General features: G+C 30.7%; 16 protein-coding genes and 1 pseudogene. 6 read left to right on the top strand and 11 right to left on the bottom strand.

The window, feature by feature from the left end; translation table 11 throughout:
• The 5 genes from ACTB1H_RS05670 to uvrB form a co-directional block, all read right to left on the bottom strand.
• Positions 1-491: GIY-YIG nuclease family protein (locus tag ACTB1H_RS05670; protein WP_463261865.1), on the bottom strand; the 491-nt coding region annotated here is incomplete at its 3' end.
• 13 nt (positions 492-504) lie between these two features.
• On the bottom strand, positions 505-2,283 hold the full coding sequence (locus ACTB1H_RS05665) for an aminopeptidase P family protein (protein ID WP_463261864.1): 1,779 nt from the start codon (positions 2,281-2,283) through the stop codon (positions 505-507).
• Between the two features lies 1 nt (position 2,284).
• Positions 2,285-3,355, bottom strand: coding sequence for an ethanolamine utilization protein EutH (eutH, locus tag ACTB1H_RS05660; protein ID WP_463261863.1), 1,071 nt, complete (start codon positions 3,353-3,355; stop codon positions 2,285-2,287).
• Positions 3,356-3,493: 138 nt separating this feature from the next.
• On the bottom strand, positions 3,494-6,319 hold the full coding sequence (gene uvrA / locus ACTB1H_RS05655; RefSeq protein WP_463261862.1) for an excinuclease ABC subunit UvrA: 2,826 nt from the start codon (positions 6,317-6,319) through the stop codon (positions 3,494-3,496).
• Positions 6,320-6,329: 10 nt separating this feature from the next.
• Positions 6,330-8,297 (bottom strand): excinuclease ABC subunit UvrB, encoded by a 1,968-nt coding sequence (gene uvrB, locus ACTB1H_RS05650; protein ID WP_463261861.1) that lies wholly within the window; start codon positions 8,295-8,297, stop codon positions 6,330-6,332.
• 133 nt (positions 8,298-8,430) lie between these two features.
• Between uvrB and ACTB1H_RS05645 the strand changes: the two genes are divergently transcribed.
• Positions 8,431-9,996 carry a hypothetical protein gene (locus tag ACTB1H_RS05645; protein ID WP_463261860.1) on the top strand — a complete coding sequence of 522 codons (1,566 nt, stop codon included), beginning with the start codon at positions 8,431-8,433 and terminating at the stop codon, positions 9,994-9,996.
• Between the two features lie 80 nt (positions 9,997-10,076).
• Here ACTB1H_RS05645 and ACTB1H_RS05640 read toward each other — a convergent pair whose 3' ends face one another.
• From ACTB1H_RS05640 to ftsE, 4 genes are read right to left on the bottom strand one after another with little or no spacing between them, the layout of a single operon-like run.
• Positions 10,077-11,300 carry a S41 family peptidase gene (locus ACTB1H_RS05640; protein ID WP_463261859.1) on the bottom strand — a complete coding sequence of 408 codons (1,224 nt, stop codon included), beginning with the start codon at positions 11,298-11,300 and terminating at the stop codon, positions 10,077-10,079.
• 53 nt (positions 11,301-11,353) lie between these two features.
• Positions 11,354-12,484, bottom strand: a complete 1,131-nt coding sequence (locus ACTB1H_RS05635) for a murein hydrolase activator EnvC family protein (protein ID WP_463261858.1) — start codon at positions 12,482-12,484, stop codon at positions 11,354-11,356.
• Positions 12,485-12,497: 13 nt separating this feature from the next.
• Positions 12,498-13,394 carry a permease-like cell division protein FtsX gene (ftsX, locus tag ACTB1H_RS05630; protein ID WP_463261857.1) on the bottom strand — a complete coding sequence of 299 codons (897 nt, stop codon included), beginning with the start codon at positions 13,392-13,394 and terminating at the stop codon, positions 12,498-12,500.
• Positions 13,384-14,070: a cell division ATP-binding protein FtsE gene (ftsE, locus tag ACTB1H_RS05625; RefSeq protein WP_463261856.1), complete on the bottom strand. Its 687-nt coding sequence runs from the start codon at positions 14,068-14,070 to the stop codon at positions 13,384-13,386. The genes ftsX and ftsE overlap by 11 nt, the downstream gene beginning before the upstream one ends.
• A 105-nt stretch (positions 14,071-14,175) precedes the next feature.
• Between ftsE and ACTB1H_RS05620 the strand changes: the two genes are divergently transcribed.
• From ACTB1H_RS05620 to ACTB1H_RS05600, 5 genes are all read left to right on the top strand, one after another.
• Positions 14,176-14,757 carry a 5-formyltetrahydrofolate cyclo-ligase gene (locus ACTB1H_RS05620; RefSeq protein WP_463261855.1) on the top strand — a complete coding sequence of 194 codons (582 nt, stop codon included), beginning with the start codon at positions 14,176-14,178 and terminating at the stop codon, positions 14,755-14,757.
• Positions 14,750-15,850 carry a glycosyltransferase family 4 protein gene (locus tag ACTB1H_RS05615; protein WP_463261854.1) on the top strand — a complete coding sequence of 367 codons (1,101 nt, stop codon included), beginning with the start codon at positions 14,750-14,752 and terminating at the stop codon, positions 15,848-15,850. Before ACTB1H_RS05620 ends, ACTB1H_RS05615 begins: the two co-directional genes overlap by 8 nt.
• A gap of 11 nt (positions 15,851-15,861) precedes the next feature.
• Positions 15,862-16,350, top strand: a complete 489-nt coding sequence (locus ACTB1H_RS05610; protein WP_463261853.1) for a DUF4330 domain-containing protein — start codon at positions 15,862-15,864, stop codon at positions 16,348-16,350.
• Positions 16,351-16,360: 10 nt separating this feature from the next.
• Positions 16,361-16,837, top strand: coding sequence for a DUF4330 domain-containing protein (locus ACTB1H_RS05605; protein WP_463261852.1), 477 nt, complete (start codon positions 16,361-16,363; stop codon positions 16,835-16,837).
• A 318-nt stretch (positions 16,838-17,155) separates the two neighbouring features.
• The gene (locus tag ACTB1H_RS05600) at positions 17,156-18,271 is read left to right on the top strand and encodes an O-antigen ligase family protein (protein WP_463261851.1); all 1,116 of its coding nucleotides are present in this window, start codon (positions 17,156-17,158) and stop codon (positions 18,269-18,271) included.
• Here ACTB1H_RS05600 and ACTB1H_RS05595 read toward each other — a convergent pair.
• On the bottom strand, positions 18,268-19,422 hold the full coding sequence (locus ACTB1H_RS05595; RefSeq protein WP_463261850.1) for a pyridoxal-phosphate-dependent aminotransferase family protein: 1,155 nt from the start codon (positions 19,420-19,422) through the stop codon (positions 18,268-18,270). The genes ACTB1H_RS05600 and ACTB1H_RS05595 overlap by 4 nt on opposite strands.
• Before the next feature lie 50 nt (positions 19,423-19,472).
• Positions 19,473-20,167, bottom strand: a pseudogene (locus ACTB1H_RS05590) (hypothetical protein); the annotation flags it as partial.

Genomic DNA, 20,167 nt, shown 5'->3' with positions numbered 1-20,167 from the left:
AAATTATCAGGTAATTTCTCCAAGTTTAGTTTGCAATCCCTTATAGGGAACATATCATGAAAAACTTTTATAGCTTCATTCACTGAATATGCACTAGGATATGGACCAAAATATTTTGCGCCGTCCTTATCTATTTTTCGAGTTTTCATTATCCTTGGGAACTTTTCATTTACTGTAATCTTTATATATGGATATTGTTTATCATCCCTTAGTATTATGTTATATTTAGGTCTGTTATTTTTAATCAGATTAGATTCTAAAATTAAAGCTTCAACTTCATTGTTCACGATAATATATTCAAAGTCAGCAATATTTTTAACCATGTTCATAACCTTTAATGATTGATTTTTAGAGCTATTAAAATATTGACTGACTCTTTTTTTTAAATTAATGGCTTTTCCGACATATATTATATCTTCAGCCTTGTCTTTCATTATATATACGCCTGGTTTATCAGGTAAATTTTTTAATTTTTCTTCAATATCTTGCATTAAACCACCTTAACTAAATTTCTCTGGTTTTTTCTTTTAGCCATTCTCTTTCTTCATTATTTAAATATGAGCTTAGTAACTCATAAGTTTTTTTATGGTATTCATTAATCCAACTTATTTCATCATTGGTAAGAAGTGATTTATCAATGCATTTTCTATCAATAAAGCAATATGATAATACCTCAAATGACATAAACTGATCATTATCTACTAAAATATCTTTCTTTATAACTCCAACATTTTCTATCCTTATCCCATATTTACCTTCTTTATATACCCCTGGCTCTACAGTGGTAACCATTCCTTCTTCTAATGCTACATCACTGTAAACTTGAGATATCCTTTGAGGTCCTTCATGTACACTCAACAAATATCCAACACCATGCCCAGTTCCACTTTTGTAGTCTATGCCTTCTTTCCAAAGTGGTATTCTTGCCAAAATGTCTATTGAATGTCCAGTTGACCCGTATAAAAATTTTGCACTCATTAAATTGATATGGCCTTTTAAGCATAAAGTAAAATCTTTTTTCTCTTCCTCTGTAACTTCCCCCACTGCTACAGTTCTAGTAATATCAGTTGTTCCATTATAATATTGCCCACCAGAGTCGACTAAATACAATCCTTTGGGTAATATTTTTGAGTTCTTTTCTTTTGTTGCATTATAGTGCATCATAGAAGCATTTTCTTGGTAGGCTGAAATCGTATCGAAACTTGGTTCAATAAATCCTTCTTGTTCTTTTCTAAACTCTTCTAATTTCTCAGATGCATAAAATTCATCTATATCTCCACTATAAACATTTTTGTCAATCCAGTAAAAGAACTTAGTAAGTGCAACAGTATCTTTTCTGTAAGCAATCTTTAAGTTTTCTATTTCTATGCTGTTTTTTATAGCTTTATACTTAGTCGTAATATTGATTTCATTTAGAATGTTACAACTGCTTGGGATACATGTATAGAGTTTTCTATTTATTCTAGATTTATCAAGCATTACACAACTTGATGGTTCTAAGTTTTTTAAGTCATCAAATATATCTAAGTATTCGCTTATATGAATTGTTTCTTCCTCTAATTCTTTTTTGACTTCCTCCGACAGTTTTCTATTATCAATATATAAATTGGCTTTATCCATTGATATCAACGCATAAGATATAACGACTGGGTTATTCAATACATCTCTTCCTCTTATGTTGTATAACCATGCTATATCATCTAAACTCGCTAGTACTAAATAATCAGCTTTTTTTAGCTCAAGATATTCTCTTACTCTTGATATCTTGTCTTTTGTGCTTTCCCCTGTATATTCAATTCCTAGCTTAAATGCTTTTTCTATATTTAACTGTGGTCTATCATCCCATATTAACCCTACGAGATCTTCCTGGTCATGAAGTCGAAAATTTCTATCATTTAATTCCTTAATAATTTTTTCAACTAATTCTTCAGAAAATACTTCACCATTAAATCCAATAGTATATCCATCTTTCACATTTTCCTTAAGCCATTCTATCAATGAAGGATATCCCTTAGTGTTCATTTTATATAATACAAAATCAGTATTTTTTATTTCTTTTTCAGCTTGAATAAAATATCTGCCATCTGTCCATAGTATTGCTTTGTCTTCAGTCACAAGTGCAGTTCCAGCAGAACCTGTGAATCCTGTTAAAAATTCTCTACCTTTGTAATAGTCAGCTACATATTCCGACTGATGTGGATCAGATGTAATTTCTATATAAATATCGATCCCTTTATCCTTCATTAATTCTCTGAGTTTTCTAATTCTTTGATTTACGAGCACACTAAAACCCCTTTTCTTCTTCGAATTTTATTATTATCAAAGCAACAAATATTGCGCTTATACCAGAAATTAGTTTAGCAAAAATAAAAGCATTTACAGCATCATTAGCAACAGAGGAAATATAACCTAACTGCCCTCCAAAAACAAACGCACCACTTACTGTAAAAGCAGCATTTAATATTTTCCCTTTTCTATCGAATTTGTCATATATGGCTAACATCGGTAAACAACTAGCTAAAGTGGATATAATACCAAGAATTGAGTATTCGTTAAGTCCAAATTTTGTAGATAAATTTTTTAATGGTTTTTTAAACTTCTCAGATAATATCAATAACATAGGATATGCTCCCGATAGAACAACTGCGATGCTCAAAACTATTTTGAAACTCTCTTCTAATGAAATTAAATCCGAAAATATTACAATTCCTGTTGAAAATTGGAAAATTCCAATAATTAATCCAGTAGTGCTAAAGAACAATACTGCTTTCCCAATTATCCTAAAAATAGTAATTGTCTTTTCTTGAAATACCAATAACCCAACGGTTACTAACAAAGAAAACAATATAACTGGTATAAGATTTATGAGAAGTGAGATAAAGTTTACATCTAGCATTATGCCTGCCGCAAATACTCCTAATGGTATCGTGGTAACTCCTGCTAATATGCCTTTAGTAAATGGTTCAAAATCATCATATTTTATCATGCTAAAAGCCACAGGAATACTAAAAGAAATAATAGTACCCAAACTAGATGCTAGAACAACCCCATTCAAAATACCTATTTTTTCATTTTTAGCAATCGAGATGCTTGTTGGAAATCCTCCTAAATCTGGGGCTAAAATTGAGCTAATGAAGACTGAAGGGTCCAGATTGAAAAAATCAGAAACCGGTAATAAAATAGGAACCAGCAATTTAGCGATTATTGGTGACAAACTATAAATCCCGATTATAGTCAATGCCAAACTTCCCATTGCTAAAAATCCTTGATCGAATTTTTCCCCTAGTCCTTTCTTGTTACCAAATAATTTATCTATTCCAGCTAACAATGAAAAGAATAGCATTATATATAGCATTATAACCCTCCGGCATGTTTATATCATAGATTATACTACTTTAAAAATTTTTTTGCTATCATTAGCAATTATCATTATCTATTTTAAAATTGAGTAGTTAGTTGTTGGCAAACTCTGTCTGCCTAATCAAACATAATATTACAATATTTTCCTTAGGAACATTCCAGTATACGATTTATCATTCATTGCTATTTCTTCAGGTGCCCCACAAGCAACTACATAACCACCTTTGTCTCCGCCCTCAGGCCCTAGATCAATAATATAATCTGCGGTCTTTATGACATCTAAATTATGTTCTATGACCACAACAGTATTGCCTCCTTCGACCAATTGAGTCAAAACCTTTATTAACTTATGGATATCTGCACTATGAAGCCCCGTCGTAGGTTCATCTAAAATATAAATAGTTTTGCCTGTAGCTCTCTTTGAAAGCTCTGTTGCTAATTTTATCCTCTGTGCTTCACCTCCAGAAAGTTCTGTTGAGGGTTGCCCAATTTTTATATAACCTAATCCTACATCATACAATGTCTCTAATTTTCTCTTGATCTTTGGTATGTTTTGAAAAAACTCTAATCCTTCTTCAACAGTCATGTCTAATACATCTGCTATATTTTTGTCTTTGTATTTAACTTGTAAGGTTTCTCTGTTATACCTTTTCCCCTTACACACCTCGCAAGGAACGTAAACATCTGGTAAAAAATGCATTTCAACTTTTAAAATCCCATCACCTTTACATGCTTCACATCTTCCGCCTTTTACATTGAATGAAAATCTACCTTTTTTGTATCCTCTCATCTTTGCTTCATTTGTCATAGCAAATACATCTCGAATATGATCAAATAAACCTGTGTATGTTGCAGGATTAGACCTTGGTGTTCTGCCAATAGGATTTTGATCTATTTCTATTACTTTATCTAAATATTCTATTCCTTCAATTCTTTCATATGCTCCAGCTCGTTGTTTAGAGCCATTTAATTCACGTGAAAGTGCTTTATAAAGCACTTTGTTTACTAAAGAACTTTTCCCTGACCCTGAAACTCCAGTAACACATGTGAAAACTCCTAATGGAAATTCTACATCAATGTTCTTTAAGTTGTTTTCTTTAGCGCCTATAACTTTTATCCATTTGCCATTTGGCTTTTTCCTTTCTTCAGGGACTTCTATTTTTAGTCTACCTGACAAATATGCACCAGTAATCGATTTAGGACTTTTTTCTATATCCTCAAGTGAACCTTGAGCAACAATATTTCCCCCATGAATACCTGCACCTGGTCCAATATCGACAATGTGATCTGCGGCTCTTATTGTATCTTCATCATGCTCTACTATTATTAAAGTGTTTCCTAAGTCAGTTAAATTTCTTAGAGTTCTTATTAGTCTTTCATTATCTCTTTGATGAAGCCCAATGCTTGGCTCATCTAGAACATATATAACACCAACTAGACTAGAGCCTATCTGTGTCGCAAGCCTAATTCTCTGAGATTCACCACCAGATAATGTTCCTGCCATCCTTGATAAAGTAAGATAATCTAGTCCTACATCTACTAAAAATCCTAATCTTGATTTTATTTCCTTTAAAATTTGATCCGCTATCATTGTTTCCTTTTCGTTAAGGATAATATTTTCAAAAAACTCCAATGCTTTTATTACTGGCATATCAGTTACTTCAGATATATTTAAGCCATTTATTTTGATAGATAACACTTCTTTTTTCAGCCTCTTGCCATGACAATCAGGGCATGGGATTTCAGACATAAATTCTTCAATTTTATCCCTCATAAAATCAGATTGTGTTTCTCTATACCTTCGTGTCAAGTTTGATATTATCCCCTCAAATTTACCATTAAATTCTTTTTTCCCTGAATCATCAAAATAGCTTAAAAATTTAAATTTAATAGGCCTTTCAGTTCCATAAAATAGCTCTTCCAAAAATTTTTTAGGGGCATTTTTAATCGGCTCGTCTACGCTAAACCCATTATCTTTTGCAATTGTTTTAAATATCTGATAATAATAATTATCCTCATCCGTATTAGAATATGGAGCTATTGCACCTTCTGATATACTTAAGTTTCGATTAGGTATTACCAAATCTTCATCTATCTCTTTATGAAAACCTAATCCATTGCAAGTTGGGCACATTCCAAAAGGACTATTAAATGAAAACATTCTAGGTGATATCTCTTCTATAGAAATATTACAATCTGGACATGACAATTTTTGGCTAAATTGAATTCTTTCTCCTCCAACAATCTCAACAATAGCTAGCCCATCTGCTAAATTCAGAGCCGTTTCTAATGAATCATTCAGCCTAGATTCTATCCCTTCTCTAACAATAAGTCTATCCACAACTATCTCGATAGTATGTGCTTTAGTCTTTTCTAATTTTATATCATCAGTTTCTAGCTCATAATTAACTCCATCTATTATTACCCTTAAAAACCCATCTTTTTTTATTTGGTTTAGTATTTTAGTATGCTCACCCTTCTTTCCCCTAACAATCGGTGATAGTATCAAAATTCTAGTACCTTCATTTAGACTCATAACTCTATCAACCATTTGATCTATTGTTTGGCTTGTGATTTCTTTGCCACAGTTATAACAGTATGGTACCCCTATTCTGGCAAAAAGTAATCTTAGGTAATCATATATCTCAGTCACTGTCCCCACAGTAGATCTAGGGTTTCTTGATGTAGTTTTTTGGTCAATTGAAATAGATGGAGAAAGCCCCTCAATATAATCTAAATCGGGCTTCTCCATTTGACCTAAAAACTGTCTAGCATAGCTAGATAAAGATTCTACATATCTTCTTTGTCCTTCTGCATATATTGTGTCAAAAGCAAGTGAAGATTTCCCAGAACCACTTAAGCCAGTAAAAACAATCATCTTGTTTCTTGGCAATTCTATATCTATATTTTTTAAATTATGCTCTTTTGCTCCCTTTATAATGATTTGATCTTTTGTCATTTCTTCACCTCTAATAAACTACCTTCTTTTTCAATTCAATCATCTTATCTCTTATTTCAGCTGCTTTCTCAAACTCCAATTCTTCTGCTGCTTTTAGCATTGCTTTTTCAAGTTCAAATATCATAGCTTCTAACTCTTCATTTGTCAAGTTTTCTTCGTATGAATAATCTTCCTCTGCAACAATTGTTGCCTCAATTATATCCCTTACCCCTTTGATAATCGATTTAGGCACTATATTGTTTTGCTTATTGTATTCATCTTGTATTTTTCTTCTTCTATTTGTTTCATCAATAGCTTTTTTCATAGATTTTGTTATAGTATCAGCATACATTATTACTCTTCCATTTATATTTCTTGCAGCTCTCCCTATAGTCTGTATTAAAGAAGTTTCACTTCTCAAGAACCCTTCTTTATCAGCATCTAAAATTGCAATTAAAGATACCTCTGGTAAATCAAGTCCCTCTCTTAATAAATTTATTCCGACAATACAATCATATTTGCCCATTCTAAGATCTCTTATTATTTCCATTCTCTCAATAGTATTTATATCAGAATGTAAATACGTCACTTTAATCCCTATTTTCTTTAGATATTCAGTAAGATCCTCAGCCATCTTTTTAGTAAGCGTTGTGATTAAAACTCTTTCATCTCTTTGTGTTGTCTTTTTTATTTCTTCAACTAAATCATCTATTTGAGTTTTAGTTGGCCTTACCTCAACTATAGGGTCTAACAATCCAGTCGGCCTGATTATTTGCTCAACAACATTTTGAGCATGTTCTAATTCATATCCTCCCGGGGTTGCTGATACATATATTATTTGATTAACCATTGATTCAAACTCATTAAATTTAAGAGGTCTGTTATCCAATGCTGATGGCAATCTAAATCCATATTCTACTAGTGTGGTCTTTCTGGATCTATCTCCTTCATACATTCCACCAATTTGAGGAATTGTGACATGAGATTCATCAATTATTATTAAAAAGTCATCTGGAAAATAATCTATAAGAGTATACGGTCTACTACCTTTTGGTCTATTGCTAAGATGTCTAGAATAGTTCTCTATTCCAGAGCAAAAGCCCATTTCACGTAACATTTCTAAATCATATCTAGTTCTTTGCTCTAGTCTTTGAGCTTCTACTAATTTATCCTTATCTCTGAGTTCTCTTAACCTTTCTTCTAGCTCTTCTTCAATGCTTATTAATGCCCTTTCTACCTTTTCAGGTGAAGTCGCAAAATGAGATGCCGGAAAGATTGAAACATGATTTCTATAGCCAATAACTTGCCCTGTAATATAGTTAATTTCAGTAATTCTATCTATCTCATCACCAAAAAATTCAACTCTTATCGTATTCTCACTAGAGGAAGCTGGAAATATCTCCAATATATCCCCTCTTACCCTGAAAGTACCTCTTTCAAAGTTGATATCATTTCTCATATATTGAATATCAATAAGTTTTCTCATAACTTCATTCCTATCTTTTTTCATTCCAGGTCTCAATGATACAACCAAGTTTTCATAATCTATAGGGTCTCCTAACCCATATATACATGAAACAGATGCCACAATAATGACATCCCTTCTCTCAAATAAAGCCATAGTAGCAGAGTGTCTTAATTTATCGATTTCATCGTTTATTGACGAATCTTTCTCTATATATGTGTCCGTTTGTGGAACATAAGCTTCAGGCTGATAGTAGTCATAATAGCTTACGAAATATTCAACCGCATTGTTTGGGAAAAATTCCTTAAATTCACTTGCTAATTGATATGCTAAAGTCTTGTTATGTGCTATTACTAAAGTAGGCTTTTGTACTTTTTCAATAATATTAGCCATTGTAAAAGTTTTCCCAGACCCAGTGACGCCGAGTAAAACTTGGTGTTTTAATCCTTTGTTTAAACCTTCTACTATCTTTTGAATAGCTTCAGGTTGATCACCAGTCGGTTTATAGTTAGAAACAATTTTAAATTCTCCCATAATACTACCTCTTTCTTGAACATTTGTTCTAATATATATTATAAATGAATCAACATCAAAAATCTACTCATTTTAAAACTTGAGATTATTCTTAAAATATTGTAAAATCTATTTACTGGGGGTAAGATGATTAATGAAATTCACAAAATTATTATCCGTTTTATTGTTGTCGTTTATTCTTTTTGTAGGATGTACAAAAGTCTCAAATATGTTAGATTCAAACTCAGTCTTCATAGATAAAGAAATAGATTATACTATAGATAAAGTTATTTTGTCCACAAGTTATCAGAATACAACCCCTCGAGCAGAGATAACGGGAGATAGAAACGAGAAAAAACTATTAATATATGGTGGTCTTGTAGAGTGCTCAAACGTATATATCTCTAATATAAAACAAGATGGGTCTAGTATTATAATTTATCTAAAGGCAGATCTGTCAGATGAAAAATCTCAATTAATAGTACCACAATTCACTGTAAGCTTAAATGAAGAAATCCCTAATATTAATTCATTAAATTTGGAAGTTGTATGCAAAAATTATGAACCAATTAAAATAAATTATGATTTGGTTGACATAATAAATAAAGTAAAAGCTGAATATGGTTTATACTCATCTACATCACCTAATGTTAATATCATTAAAAAAGATGATGGTTATTGGTGGTCTATACAGTTTAATAATGTATTCCAGAAAGATGATAAACAATTTCCCATTATTAATCTGGAAACCCAGATGAATGTAGAAACTGGAGAAATCAGAAGAATAAACCGAGAACTCGTTTCTAATTTTATAGATTACGGAAATATGTTGTTTTACTCTCATGGAAATGGTTTCATTTATTTAAACTCAGTTGATGTAGCATTAAAAGATGAAAAAATTAATAATTTATATTTTTATGATGTAAATAATCTTAGTAAAAGACTAATTTTTTCAACAACAACGAATTTACTAAATGCTCAAATGTGCACATGCTCAAACAATATTAGCTTCAATGATGAAGTTGGTAATGTTTACATTTATACTTATAAAGATAGCAAACTTAAAAAACTAGATAATTTAGAAGATAAAACCATTGAAAGAATTTCTTGGAAAAATGAAAATGAACTTTATTTAATAGATAATTATGATGAAAAAAGCACAAAGATATATACTTATGATATAGTTACTCAAGATTACAGTTTATATTCTCAATTTTATCTTAATATCTCTAATCTAAATCCATATGGTGACAAAATAATTTTTGAAGAGATTCTAAGCCCTGCTAAAAATAATAACATCTATCTATCTGATTCAAATGGAACATTAACATATATTGACCAGGGATATAAAACTGCTGTCTTTGAAAACAACATACTTGTTTACTTAAAATATGATGAGACTATTAACTCTAATTCTTTAAATATATTCGATTTAGATAAAGGAAAATTAATTAAATCTTCCAAAAAAGATATTGTATACTTTACTCAAGCATCAAACTCAGAAATATTAATAATGGAAAATACAAGTCAAACAGATATATATCAAACTTACTTAGTTGATTTATTTAGCAGTGAGATTACTCAGTTAGGAAAAGTATTCGGATTGAAGTCCATATATGATTCTAATAATAAAAGGCTTTATATAAATTCAACAGTTCCGTTTGAGCCTGACTCATCTTCAATAATATATTCTATAGATGCTGATAGATTAAATAAATAAAGTTAAATAAAACTTCACTATCCCTCAAATACATAATGTATATGTTGAATGGTGAAGTTTTTTATTAAGTTTCCTCTTTATTAATTCATTTTCCCTTTTAAAACCTCGATAGCTTTCTGAAGTTGGTTGTCATTTTCTAGATTTCCTATCCCAATTTCTTCCACTTCTTCATTTAACTCGACAACTACATCTGGCGTTATCCCTATGCCATGTATGTTGATGCCGTTTGGAGTAAAGTATTCAGACACTGTTATCTTTAAGCCAGAGCCATCTGGAAAGTCTCTAAGTCTCTGAACCACTCCTTTACCGAAAGTTGTGGTACCAACTAGCACTCCTCTTTGATGATCTTTTATCGCTCCAGCAAGTATTTCTGAGGCACTTGCACTACCTTCGTTAACTAAAACAACAATTGGTAGTTTTGTCATATTACTGTCAGAATATAAATATTCTCTGTTCCCATTTTTATCTTCTGTATATACTATTACACCTTTATCTAACAGTTCATCTGCAACATCTGCACAAACATTTAAAAGACCACCTGGATTGTTCCTTAAATCTATGATCAACCCTTTTGCGTTGTTTCTTTCAAGGTCTTTTAATTGTTTCTTAAAATCATCTGCTGTATTCATATCAAATGATGTTATCCTTATATATCCTATATCATCGTCAAGTAATTCAGATTTTACAGATATTAATTTAATAATCTTTCTAGTAATTTCGACATCAAAAGTTATTGTTTCTCCCGATTTATCTTTTCTGAGAATAGTTAAAACTACATCAGTATTAGGTTCTCCTCTCATAACTTTTACAGCTTCATCCATATTTTCCGCAAAATATTCTTTACCGTCTACGCGGATTATTTTATCACCTGTTTGTATCCCAGCTTTTTCTGCTGGCGTATCCTCTATAGGCGATACTACTGTTATTAAATTGTCATCTCCAGGAGTAACTATAATACCAATACCTCCATATTCTCCTTCAGTTTCAGTGTTGAATCTTTCATATTCATCTTTTGTCATATACACTGAATAAGGATCATTTAATGCATTCACCATACCTTTTAACTGTCCTTCAAGCAAATCATTTTCATCAAAGTCTCTTAAATATAATTCATCGATTGCTCTTCGTACTTGTACTACTTTTTTGTTGTTTTCATAAACTTCCTTTAGTATCTTGTATTCAGTGCTTGGTATTATCACTTTATCATTAGCACTTACAGCCAAATAATTTGATGCTGAAAATGACAATATGTTGCTTACTATCAATACAAGCACAAATATTATAATTGTTTTTTTGTTTTTCATTTCGCACCCCTTAATAAGAAATATTTAAAAAAAGTAAAAGGAGATATCTCCTTTTACTTTAGCCATGGTATCGGATCAACATAAACTCCATTTTTTCTAACTTCAAAATGCAAATGAGGTCCAGTAGAATTACCTGTGTTCCCAACTTTTGCTATCGGCTGTCCCCTTGATACATATTCCCCTTCTGAGACTAGAAGTGAAGAATTATGAGCATAAAGTGTAACTATTCCTCCTCCGTGGTCGACCATAACTACTTTTCCATAGGTGCCCAACCAATCAGAATATATCACTATTCCATCTGAAGCCGCAAGTATATTTGTCCCAACAGGTGCAGGTATATCTATGCCAGTATGTAGTTTTTGAACATTAAAAATAGGATGTATTCTATATCCAAAAGATGAACTAATTCTTGAATATCCTTCGACAGGCCAAAGCATAATTCCACCTGTATAAGGATTTGTATTCCTTTGCAGTTCAACTATTTTCGATTCAATTTCCTTTGCAAACTCATTTAATTTATCATATTCTTTTTCATACGCTTCTATATCTTTTATTAGTCTACCCATTAAATCTTCTTTTTGTCTGCTAACTGCTTCTAAGTCCCTTTTTCTAGACTCAAGCTTTGATTTAGTTATCTCAACTGATGCTCTTTGAGCCTCTAATTCAATTTTCTTTTGTTCAACTATATCTCTTTGTTCTTTCATGTATTGAATTAATTCTCTATCCTGCTCTGCTATTGACTCTATCATAGTTTGCCTAGATAAAAAATCTTTAATATCTCCTGATGAAAGTAAAACTTCTAAATAACCAACATTTCCGTTTTTATACATGACTCTTAGCCTTTGGTGAAAAGTTTCAGTCTTTTCTGCAATATTTTTTTCTGCTTCAGCTAATTCTTTTTCTGCCTGCTCTATATTAGCATTTATTATTTCCAATTCCTTTTTCACATTTTCCAATTCATTCTGAGCATTTGATATCTTCAGATCCAATTCCTTTATTTGATTTTCCACTGTGTCTGTCTGACTCTGCATAGATTCTAGTTCTTTTTTAGTCTTGTCAATTTGGGATTGAATTTCTGATTGTTGCTTTTTTAAATCGTTTATAGTCTGCCCATTAACCTGAAATACAGTAGAAAAAACTAGCACAAATACCAATAGGATAGAAATCTTGTTTTTTAGTTCCATTATATAAATCCTCCTATACATTAAGAAACTTTTTAAGTGACAATATGCTTCCCATAGCACCTATTCCTGCTCCTATGGTTAAAAATATTATTGCTATATCACTTAATATGGATTCTGGCGATATCAGATAAAAAGTAAACATATTATAAAAACTCTCATTCATATTAGCATAAAGATAACTATATGCATAATAGACTATAAATATAGAAATCACTGCACCAAATAACCCAAATAACACACCTTCTATTATGAATGGGCCTCTTATATAACTATTAGTAGCTCCAACGTATTTCATTATATTTATTTCTCTTTTCCTTGATGAAACAGTCAACTTTATAGTATTCGAAATAATAAATATAGAAACAAAAACTAGCACAGCTATAATTATCATCCCGCCAATTCTAATATAATTAGCAAATGTTAATAGCCTATCTATTATATCTTTATAATATTTCACTTCTTCTACTCCGTCAAGTGTTTTTATTGAATTTACTAAATTCTCTGCAAGTTCTAAATCTTGAGCTTTTATAATATAAGAATTTGGTAAGGGATTTGTCTCAAGATCTTCTAGTAGATATGCATCTTCTCCCCAATCTTGTTTCATCAATTCTAAAGCCTGTTCTTTCGACCTATATATAATAGATATAACTCCAGGAATACTTTTAGCAGTTTCTTCAACAGTTGTCATCTGAAAGTCAGTTATATCATCTTCGAGGAATACTTCCACTTCGTCAAATTTCAATTTAGTATCGTTTACAACATTATTTATACTAAGTATGAGCACTAATACTATGCCGAGTATCATCAAAACAGCTGATATGCTTGTAACTGAAGCAAGCCCCATACTTCTATTTCGCCACATGCTTTGTAATCCTTGCTTAAGTATATTTCTAAATACCCTAAATTTCAATGCCGTAACCACCTTTCTCTTCGTCTCTCACAATGCGTCCGTTTTCTAAGGCTATTACTCTTTTTCTCATGCTGTCTACAATTTCTTTTGCATGAGTAGCCATTAATACAGTCGTCCCTCTATTGTTTATTTCAACGAGTACTTTCATTATTTCATTAGCTGTCTCAGGGTCTAGATTACCTGTAGGTTCATCAGCTATTAGTACAGGAGGATTGTTTACTATTGAACGTGCAATTGAAACTCTTTGCTGCTCTCCTCCAGATAGTTGATCTGGATAAGAAGATGCTTTCCTGCTTAAATCTACCATTCCTAATACAGCGGGTACTCTTCTTCTTATTTCTCTAGGACTAGCTCCTATGATTTCCATAGCAAATGCTACATTCTCATAAACTGTTTTATTTGGCAATAATCTAAAATCTTGAAATACTACACCAAGTTTTCTTCTTATAAATGGTATTCTTCTATTTGGAACCCTTGTTATATCAGTACCGTTTAAGTATAGTTTCCCCCTAGTTATTCCTTCTTCTTTTAAAAGAAGTTTTATCAATGTTGATTTGCCTGCACCACTAGAACCTACTAAAAATACAAATTCTCCTTTATTAATTTCCATATTTATATCATATAAAGCTATAACTCCATTTTTATACTCTTTAGAAACATTAACAAATCTTATCATTTTTTCACCTCTTAAATCCGTAACCTTTTTGGTATTTCATTTTACTTTCTAATGATATATTATATTATAAATGATATGATAAATAAACACTTGAGGTGAGAAACTTTGAACAAAAAATTAATTCGGGAGAAAATACTGAGAATAAGAAACTCTTTAACAAATGAGGAGATCAAAAATTACAGCGATAAAATAATTGATGCCTTGATTGATTCCGAGTTTTTTAAACAATCTAATAATATAATGTGTTATGTAAGTTTTAATAGTGAAGTATATACTCATCAGTTTATATCAAAAGCAATTGAAAATGGGAAAAATATATCAGTTCCTTATGTTGATCCAATAAATAAGATAATGCTTCCTTGCAATATAAATTCTATCGATGAACTTGTTATTGGTCATTACGGTATACTCTCTCCTGATCAAAAAAACCTAAAATCAATAGATCCTAAATCAATTGATTTAGTAATAGTTCCTGGTGCAGCTTTTGATAGAGAAGGATATAGAGTTGGTTATGGCGGTGGATATTATGATAAATTCTTACCAACTCTAAAAAAAGATGCAAAAAAAGTCGGGTTAGCTTTTAGTTTTCAGCTAATTGACAAAGTCCCTCATGAAAAGTATGATATACCTGTTGATTTTATTATAACGGAAAATAGTATAATAGATTGCGAGGTTAAAAATGATTAATATTGTACATATGTTCAATTATTTAGGACATGCAGGTACCGAGATTTCAGTTTTAAATGTTATTTCAGAGCTTAGAGACAAAGCTAATATAACTATAGTTTATTCAAAAGACGGTCCCGGAAGAAAACTATTTGAAGAAAATGATATTCCTTTAGTTCAAATAGAAATGAATAGTACTTTCGATATAAAAGCAGCCAAGGTGCTAAAAAAATACTGCATAGATAATAAAGTTGATATAATTCATACTCACTTTTTAAGAGAACATTCTATTGCCGTATTATCAAAATACTTCGGAAATAAATCTAAGATTATAAATAGTAGACATATGCTTATTGAAAACAGTAAATCAGTAATATTATTAAATAAGATATTATCAAAAAAAACCGACTCAATAATAGCTGTTAGTAAAGCTGTAGAACAAAAGCTGATTAATGAAGGGATACCTAAAAATAAAATAGTGTATATACCAAATGGTATAAACTTAGAAAAGTGGAATGAACCTTCAAAAAAGGATATAAGAAAAGAATATAATATCGATAAAGATACGATATTGATAACTTCTGTAGCCAGGTTTAGGTGGGAAAAAGGACATAAGTTTTTTATCGATTCTATAAGAACATTTTACGATATCATGGAGAGAGAAAAAATTAATAGAAAAGTTACATTTTTATTAGTCGGCGATGGGACCACCTTAGAAGATATTAAATCCTATTCTAAAAAACTTTGTTTGGAAAACCACATAATCTTCACAGGTTTTAAAGACAATATATCTGATTTTCTAAAGAATTCTGATTGTTTTATCTGTCATTCTCAATATGAGGCTTTTGGAATATCAATATTAGAAGCAATGGCATGTAAATTGCCAGTAATATCTACTGACAGTGGTGGCACTAGAGAAATAATTAATAATGATTTGCAAAATGGTTTTTTAGTGAGCTATGGTGATAAGGAAGCTTTAGCTAAGCAAATGTTAGAAATTGTTTTAAATGATGAGTTGAGAAAAAAAATTGGTGAAAATGCTTATAATTCAATTGCTAGTAGATATGATTTAAAAACAGTTGCGGAAAAAACGCTAGAAATTTATCTTAAATAGGGGGATTTAGAATGGCAAACAATAATAGGAAGTTTTTAAAAAAATTCAATATTATTGATTTTATGATTGGCATTATAATAATTGCCGTCGTAGTATTCGGACTAAATCAGTTAGGTATAATTGGTCATAGAGATGTTGTTGTTGATAATGTAAGTAAAATAGAAATAGTATTTTTTCAAGAGGAAGTAAATTCATTTACAGCAGATAATGTTAAAATAGGAGACCCATCTACCGAACCTTTACTAAATACTAGTTTTGGTGAAGTTACTTCTATAAAGACAGGTCCTTCAATTTCTTATGGAAGGAATAAATATGGAGAGCAAACTACTTCAAGCAAAGATGGCTATTCTCACATATATATAACTTTGACTTCTAATGGAAAAGTAAGTGATAATGGCATAATAATAAATGGAAATACTTATTATATTGGTCAAGTAATTAATTTAAGAGTTGGGACTTCAATTTTTTATGGAAGAATAGATGCCGCAAATCAGCTTTAGGAGGTTAAAAATGAGAAAGCATAAATTTACTTGGATAGATTTAGTTGTTTTAATTATAGTATTGGTAGCAATCATAAGCATGAAAAGTAAACTTGATAAAGCAAACATAGCTAAAAGCGAAGTACAAAAAAAAGATATTGAAATTTCATTCTATATAGAATCCGTCCCTGAAACGGTTTTAAATGGTATAAAGATAGATAGCCCTGTTAGAGAATCAGTTCAAGGTTCATCATTTGGAAAGATTACAAAAATTGAAAAAGGGCCTAGTGTTGTTTTTGCAAGTGATGATGAAGGAAATGTAGTATCATCAGAAAAGGAAGGATATATATCTTTAACTATTACAATGAAAGCTTCTGGTGAAGTTAAACCAAATGGAATATCTCTTGACAAATCAGTTTACTATGTTGGACAAACAATTACTTTATATGCAGGAAATTCAATATTAAAAGATGGTAGAATATCTTATGCAAACACCATAAACGAATAACCAAAGGAGTTATATATGAAAGATTTTTTAGCTAATCAATTTGAAAACAGTAAACTATTATATTATCTCAAAACAAATACTGCCACAAACACCAATTGGTTAAAAAGTTTCACTTTTTATATATTAGTTTTTGTGTTTAGTTTACCTTCAATTTTAATAAATTTCTTATATAGAAAATTTAATAAATTATTTGAAACAAGCCTTTTTATTAGATATTTCAAATTAATTGGAATTCACTTGAATTTTCTAATAGGACTTTGTATTGTTCTAATATTTAATATACCAGACCATTTGTGGAGTAATTTATATGGTGTGTTTATGATTATAATGATCACTGCATTTTTTTACTTAAAAAAAGGTCTTTCAGATAATCCTAAACTTGAATTAGAAAAAATAGATTATTCTTTAGTCATATTCTTTTCTACTTTATTTATAGCAGGTTTAACTTCTTTATTTCCTCAAGAAAGTTTAAATCAGCTTATATTTTATTTTTTTACTTTTGTTTTAGTAGCTGTAATATCAATGGAAATGGACTCTATAGATAAAATCATCAATCTAACAAAATTTATAGCTGTTTCAGCTTTCTTAACCTCTATTTATGGATTATATCAGTGGCAAATCGTAGGCATAGAGGTGAATCCTTCATTGACTGATTTATCCATTAACCAAGGCCTCGGGGCTAGAGTTTTTTCTAGTTTTGGAAACCCGAATGTATATGGAGAATTTTTAGTTTTAAGTATTCCTTTTTTCTTCCCTTTGATTTTAAAATCTAAAAAAATGGCTCATAAAATAATTTATGCAGTATCTTTGATTCCTATACTGCTTATGTTATTTAAAACTGGCTCAAGATCATCATGGATAGCATTTGCAGTATGTATTTTCATCTTTGTATTTTTATGGAATAAAAAGTATATTCCGATTTTGATAGTACTAGGATTAATGGCTATACCATTCCTTCCTAGTTCTATTTTGAATCGTTTGATGACAATATTTAATCCAAACGATAGCTCTTTACAATACAGACAAATGATTATGGGACCTGCATTAATTATGCTAAGAGATTATTGGGTAACTGGTGTTGGCTTGGGAAGTAAAACGGTTTCTCTAATTTATCAGCGCTATAAAGGATTTGGTTTGACAACTGTTGCACACACTCATAATTTATTTATTCAACTTTGGTTAGAAGCAGGTGTTTTTTCTATTGTTAGTTTTGTATTTTTAATTTTTAGACTAGCAAAAAACAGTTATTTGCAAATAAAAAAATCTGTTGGAACAGAACAATCATTAATTGTAGCTGCAGCCTTATCAAGTGTTTTGGGTATATTAGTTATGGGCTTTGCAGATTATATTTGGTTTTATAATCGAATATTTCTAATGTTTTGGTTAAATATAAGCATTATTATATCATTATTAAATATTAAGCAAGGGAATTAACCCTTGCTTTTATTTATTAATTCTCTTTGTATTATATTTAATCCTATAGACAATCTATCAATATTGAATTCATAAAGTGTTCTCTCAATACTAGCTATAGAAGAAATCAAATAATGTTTGTCTATGTTTCCCATATGCCCTATTCTGAACATTTTACCTTTGTAAGCTCCTAATCCTGCTGCCACTTGAACTCCTTCTTTAGCTAGAATCTTTCTAAATAATTCGTCATTGACACCATCAGGATAAATCACATTAGACAAAGTATTCGCCCTGTGTTTTTCTTCTGCTAATATATCAAACCCAAGTCCTTCCAATGCCTTCTGAATAGCTTTCCCGAATAATTCATGTCGATAAAACCTATTTTCTATGCCTTCTTCATTTATGAGTCTTATGGACTCATTTAATGCCCAAATCAGATTGACACTTGGTGTAGCAAAATACTTTGAAGGATCGTGCATGATTGGTAACCAATTTTTAAAATCCAAAAAATACTCACTTATAGACCCCAATTTTTCTCTTGCATACATAGCTTTTTCATTCGCCCACAATATTAATAATCCAGGGGCTACTCCAAATGCTTTTTGAGATGCTGTAAAAAGAATATCTATATTCATATCATTCATATATTCTGCTTCGCCAGCAGTAGCACACACGCCATCAACTATGTATATTATTTCTGGAAATTCTTTTAGCATATTCCCTATCTCTTTTAACTCTGCTTTTACCCCTGTAGATGTGTCAACATGGGTTACTGTAATAGCTTTATAATCCTTTTTCTTTAGAGTTTCTCTTATCTTTTCTATAGGTACAGTTTTACCCCATTCAGAACTTAACACATCAACATTTATTCCTTTATTCTTTGCAATTTCAATAAATCTGTCTCCGAAAAACCCATGAGAAACAACTAATAAATTATCCCCTTTTTTCAAGACATTTGATAATGCCATCTCCATGGCTAAAGTTCCGCTTCCGGATATAACAAAAACCTCACCATCTGATTTTACAATCTTATTAAGTTCTGTTAAGCAATAATTAAAATCATTTATAAAATTTTCATCAGAAAACGCAATAGTTTCTCTCCCCATCTCATCTTGAATGCTTCTTGATACTGGAGTTGGTCCTGGAATCATAAGTAATTTTTTTGTTTTCATATAATCATCTCCATAGTTAATAATATATAAATATTTTACCACAGGATAATTTAAATATTCTTATAATTTTCCAAGTAATCAATTAATTCTTGAATAGAATTTAATACAATCATCCCTTTAGAAATAAGTTCATTATATATTTTGGTAGCTGCCCCATTAGTATAATCAATGTTCTCAAAAGCATTGTTTTTTATATAAATGACTTTCTTCCCCTCGTTTATAGCATTAAGTGCCATCTGTATGTTCGCAAGATTGCCATATCCTATTGGTACTTGAGATATTACTATAATATCTTTAGTTCTGATTAATTCCATATTCTTTTGAATAGTTTCTTCTCTGATAGCTGAAAAAGGCTTTTCTTCGATTATCTTAACCTTTAAGCTATTTGCTAACTGCCAGTCACTATCGCCTATATTCAATACTCCAACACTAAAATCAATTCCTTCTGTAAATAGTCTCGATATTATATTTTCTCCGCTTCCTCCACCTGATATCAAATGAATGCTTGGAAATAATTGATTCTTCTTCCTTTTTTTCGCCTCTATTGGTATGACTACTGGAGAATTTGTGTATTTATTTAACTCTACAACTACATTCATATTATATGCATTTTCAATGTTAGAAACTGTTAAAACTTCTTGCGCACTGCCTGTTTTCAGTATTTTCCCGTCTTTTATTAATACCAGTTTATCAGAATATCTGCTTGCTAAATTTAGATCATGTAATACTGTAATAATTGTCAAAT

The sequence above is a fragment of the Soehngenia sp. genome (assembly GCF_055108775.1).
This window is presented reverse-complemented; position numbering and strand designations above follow the sequence as displayed.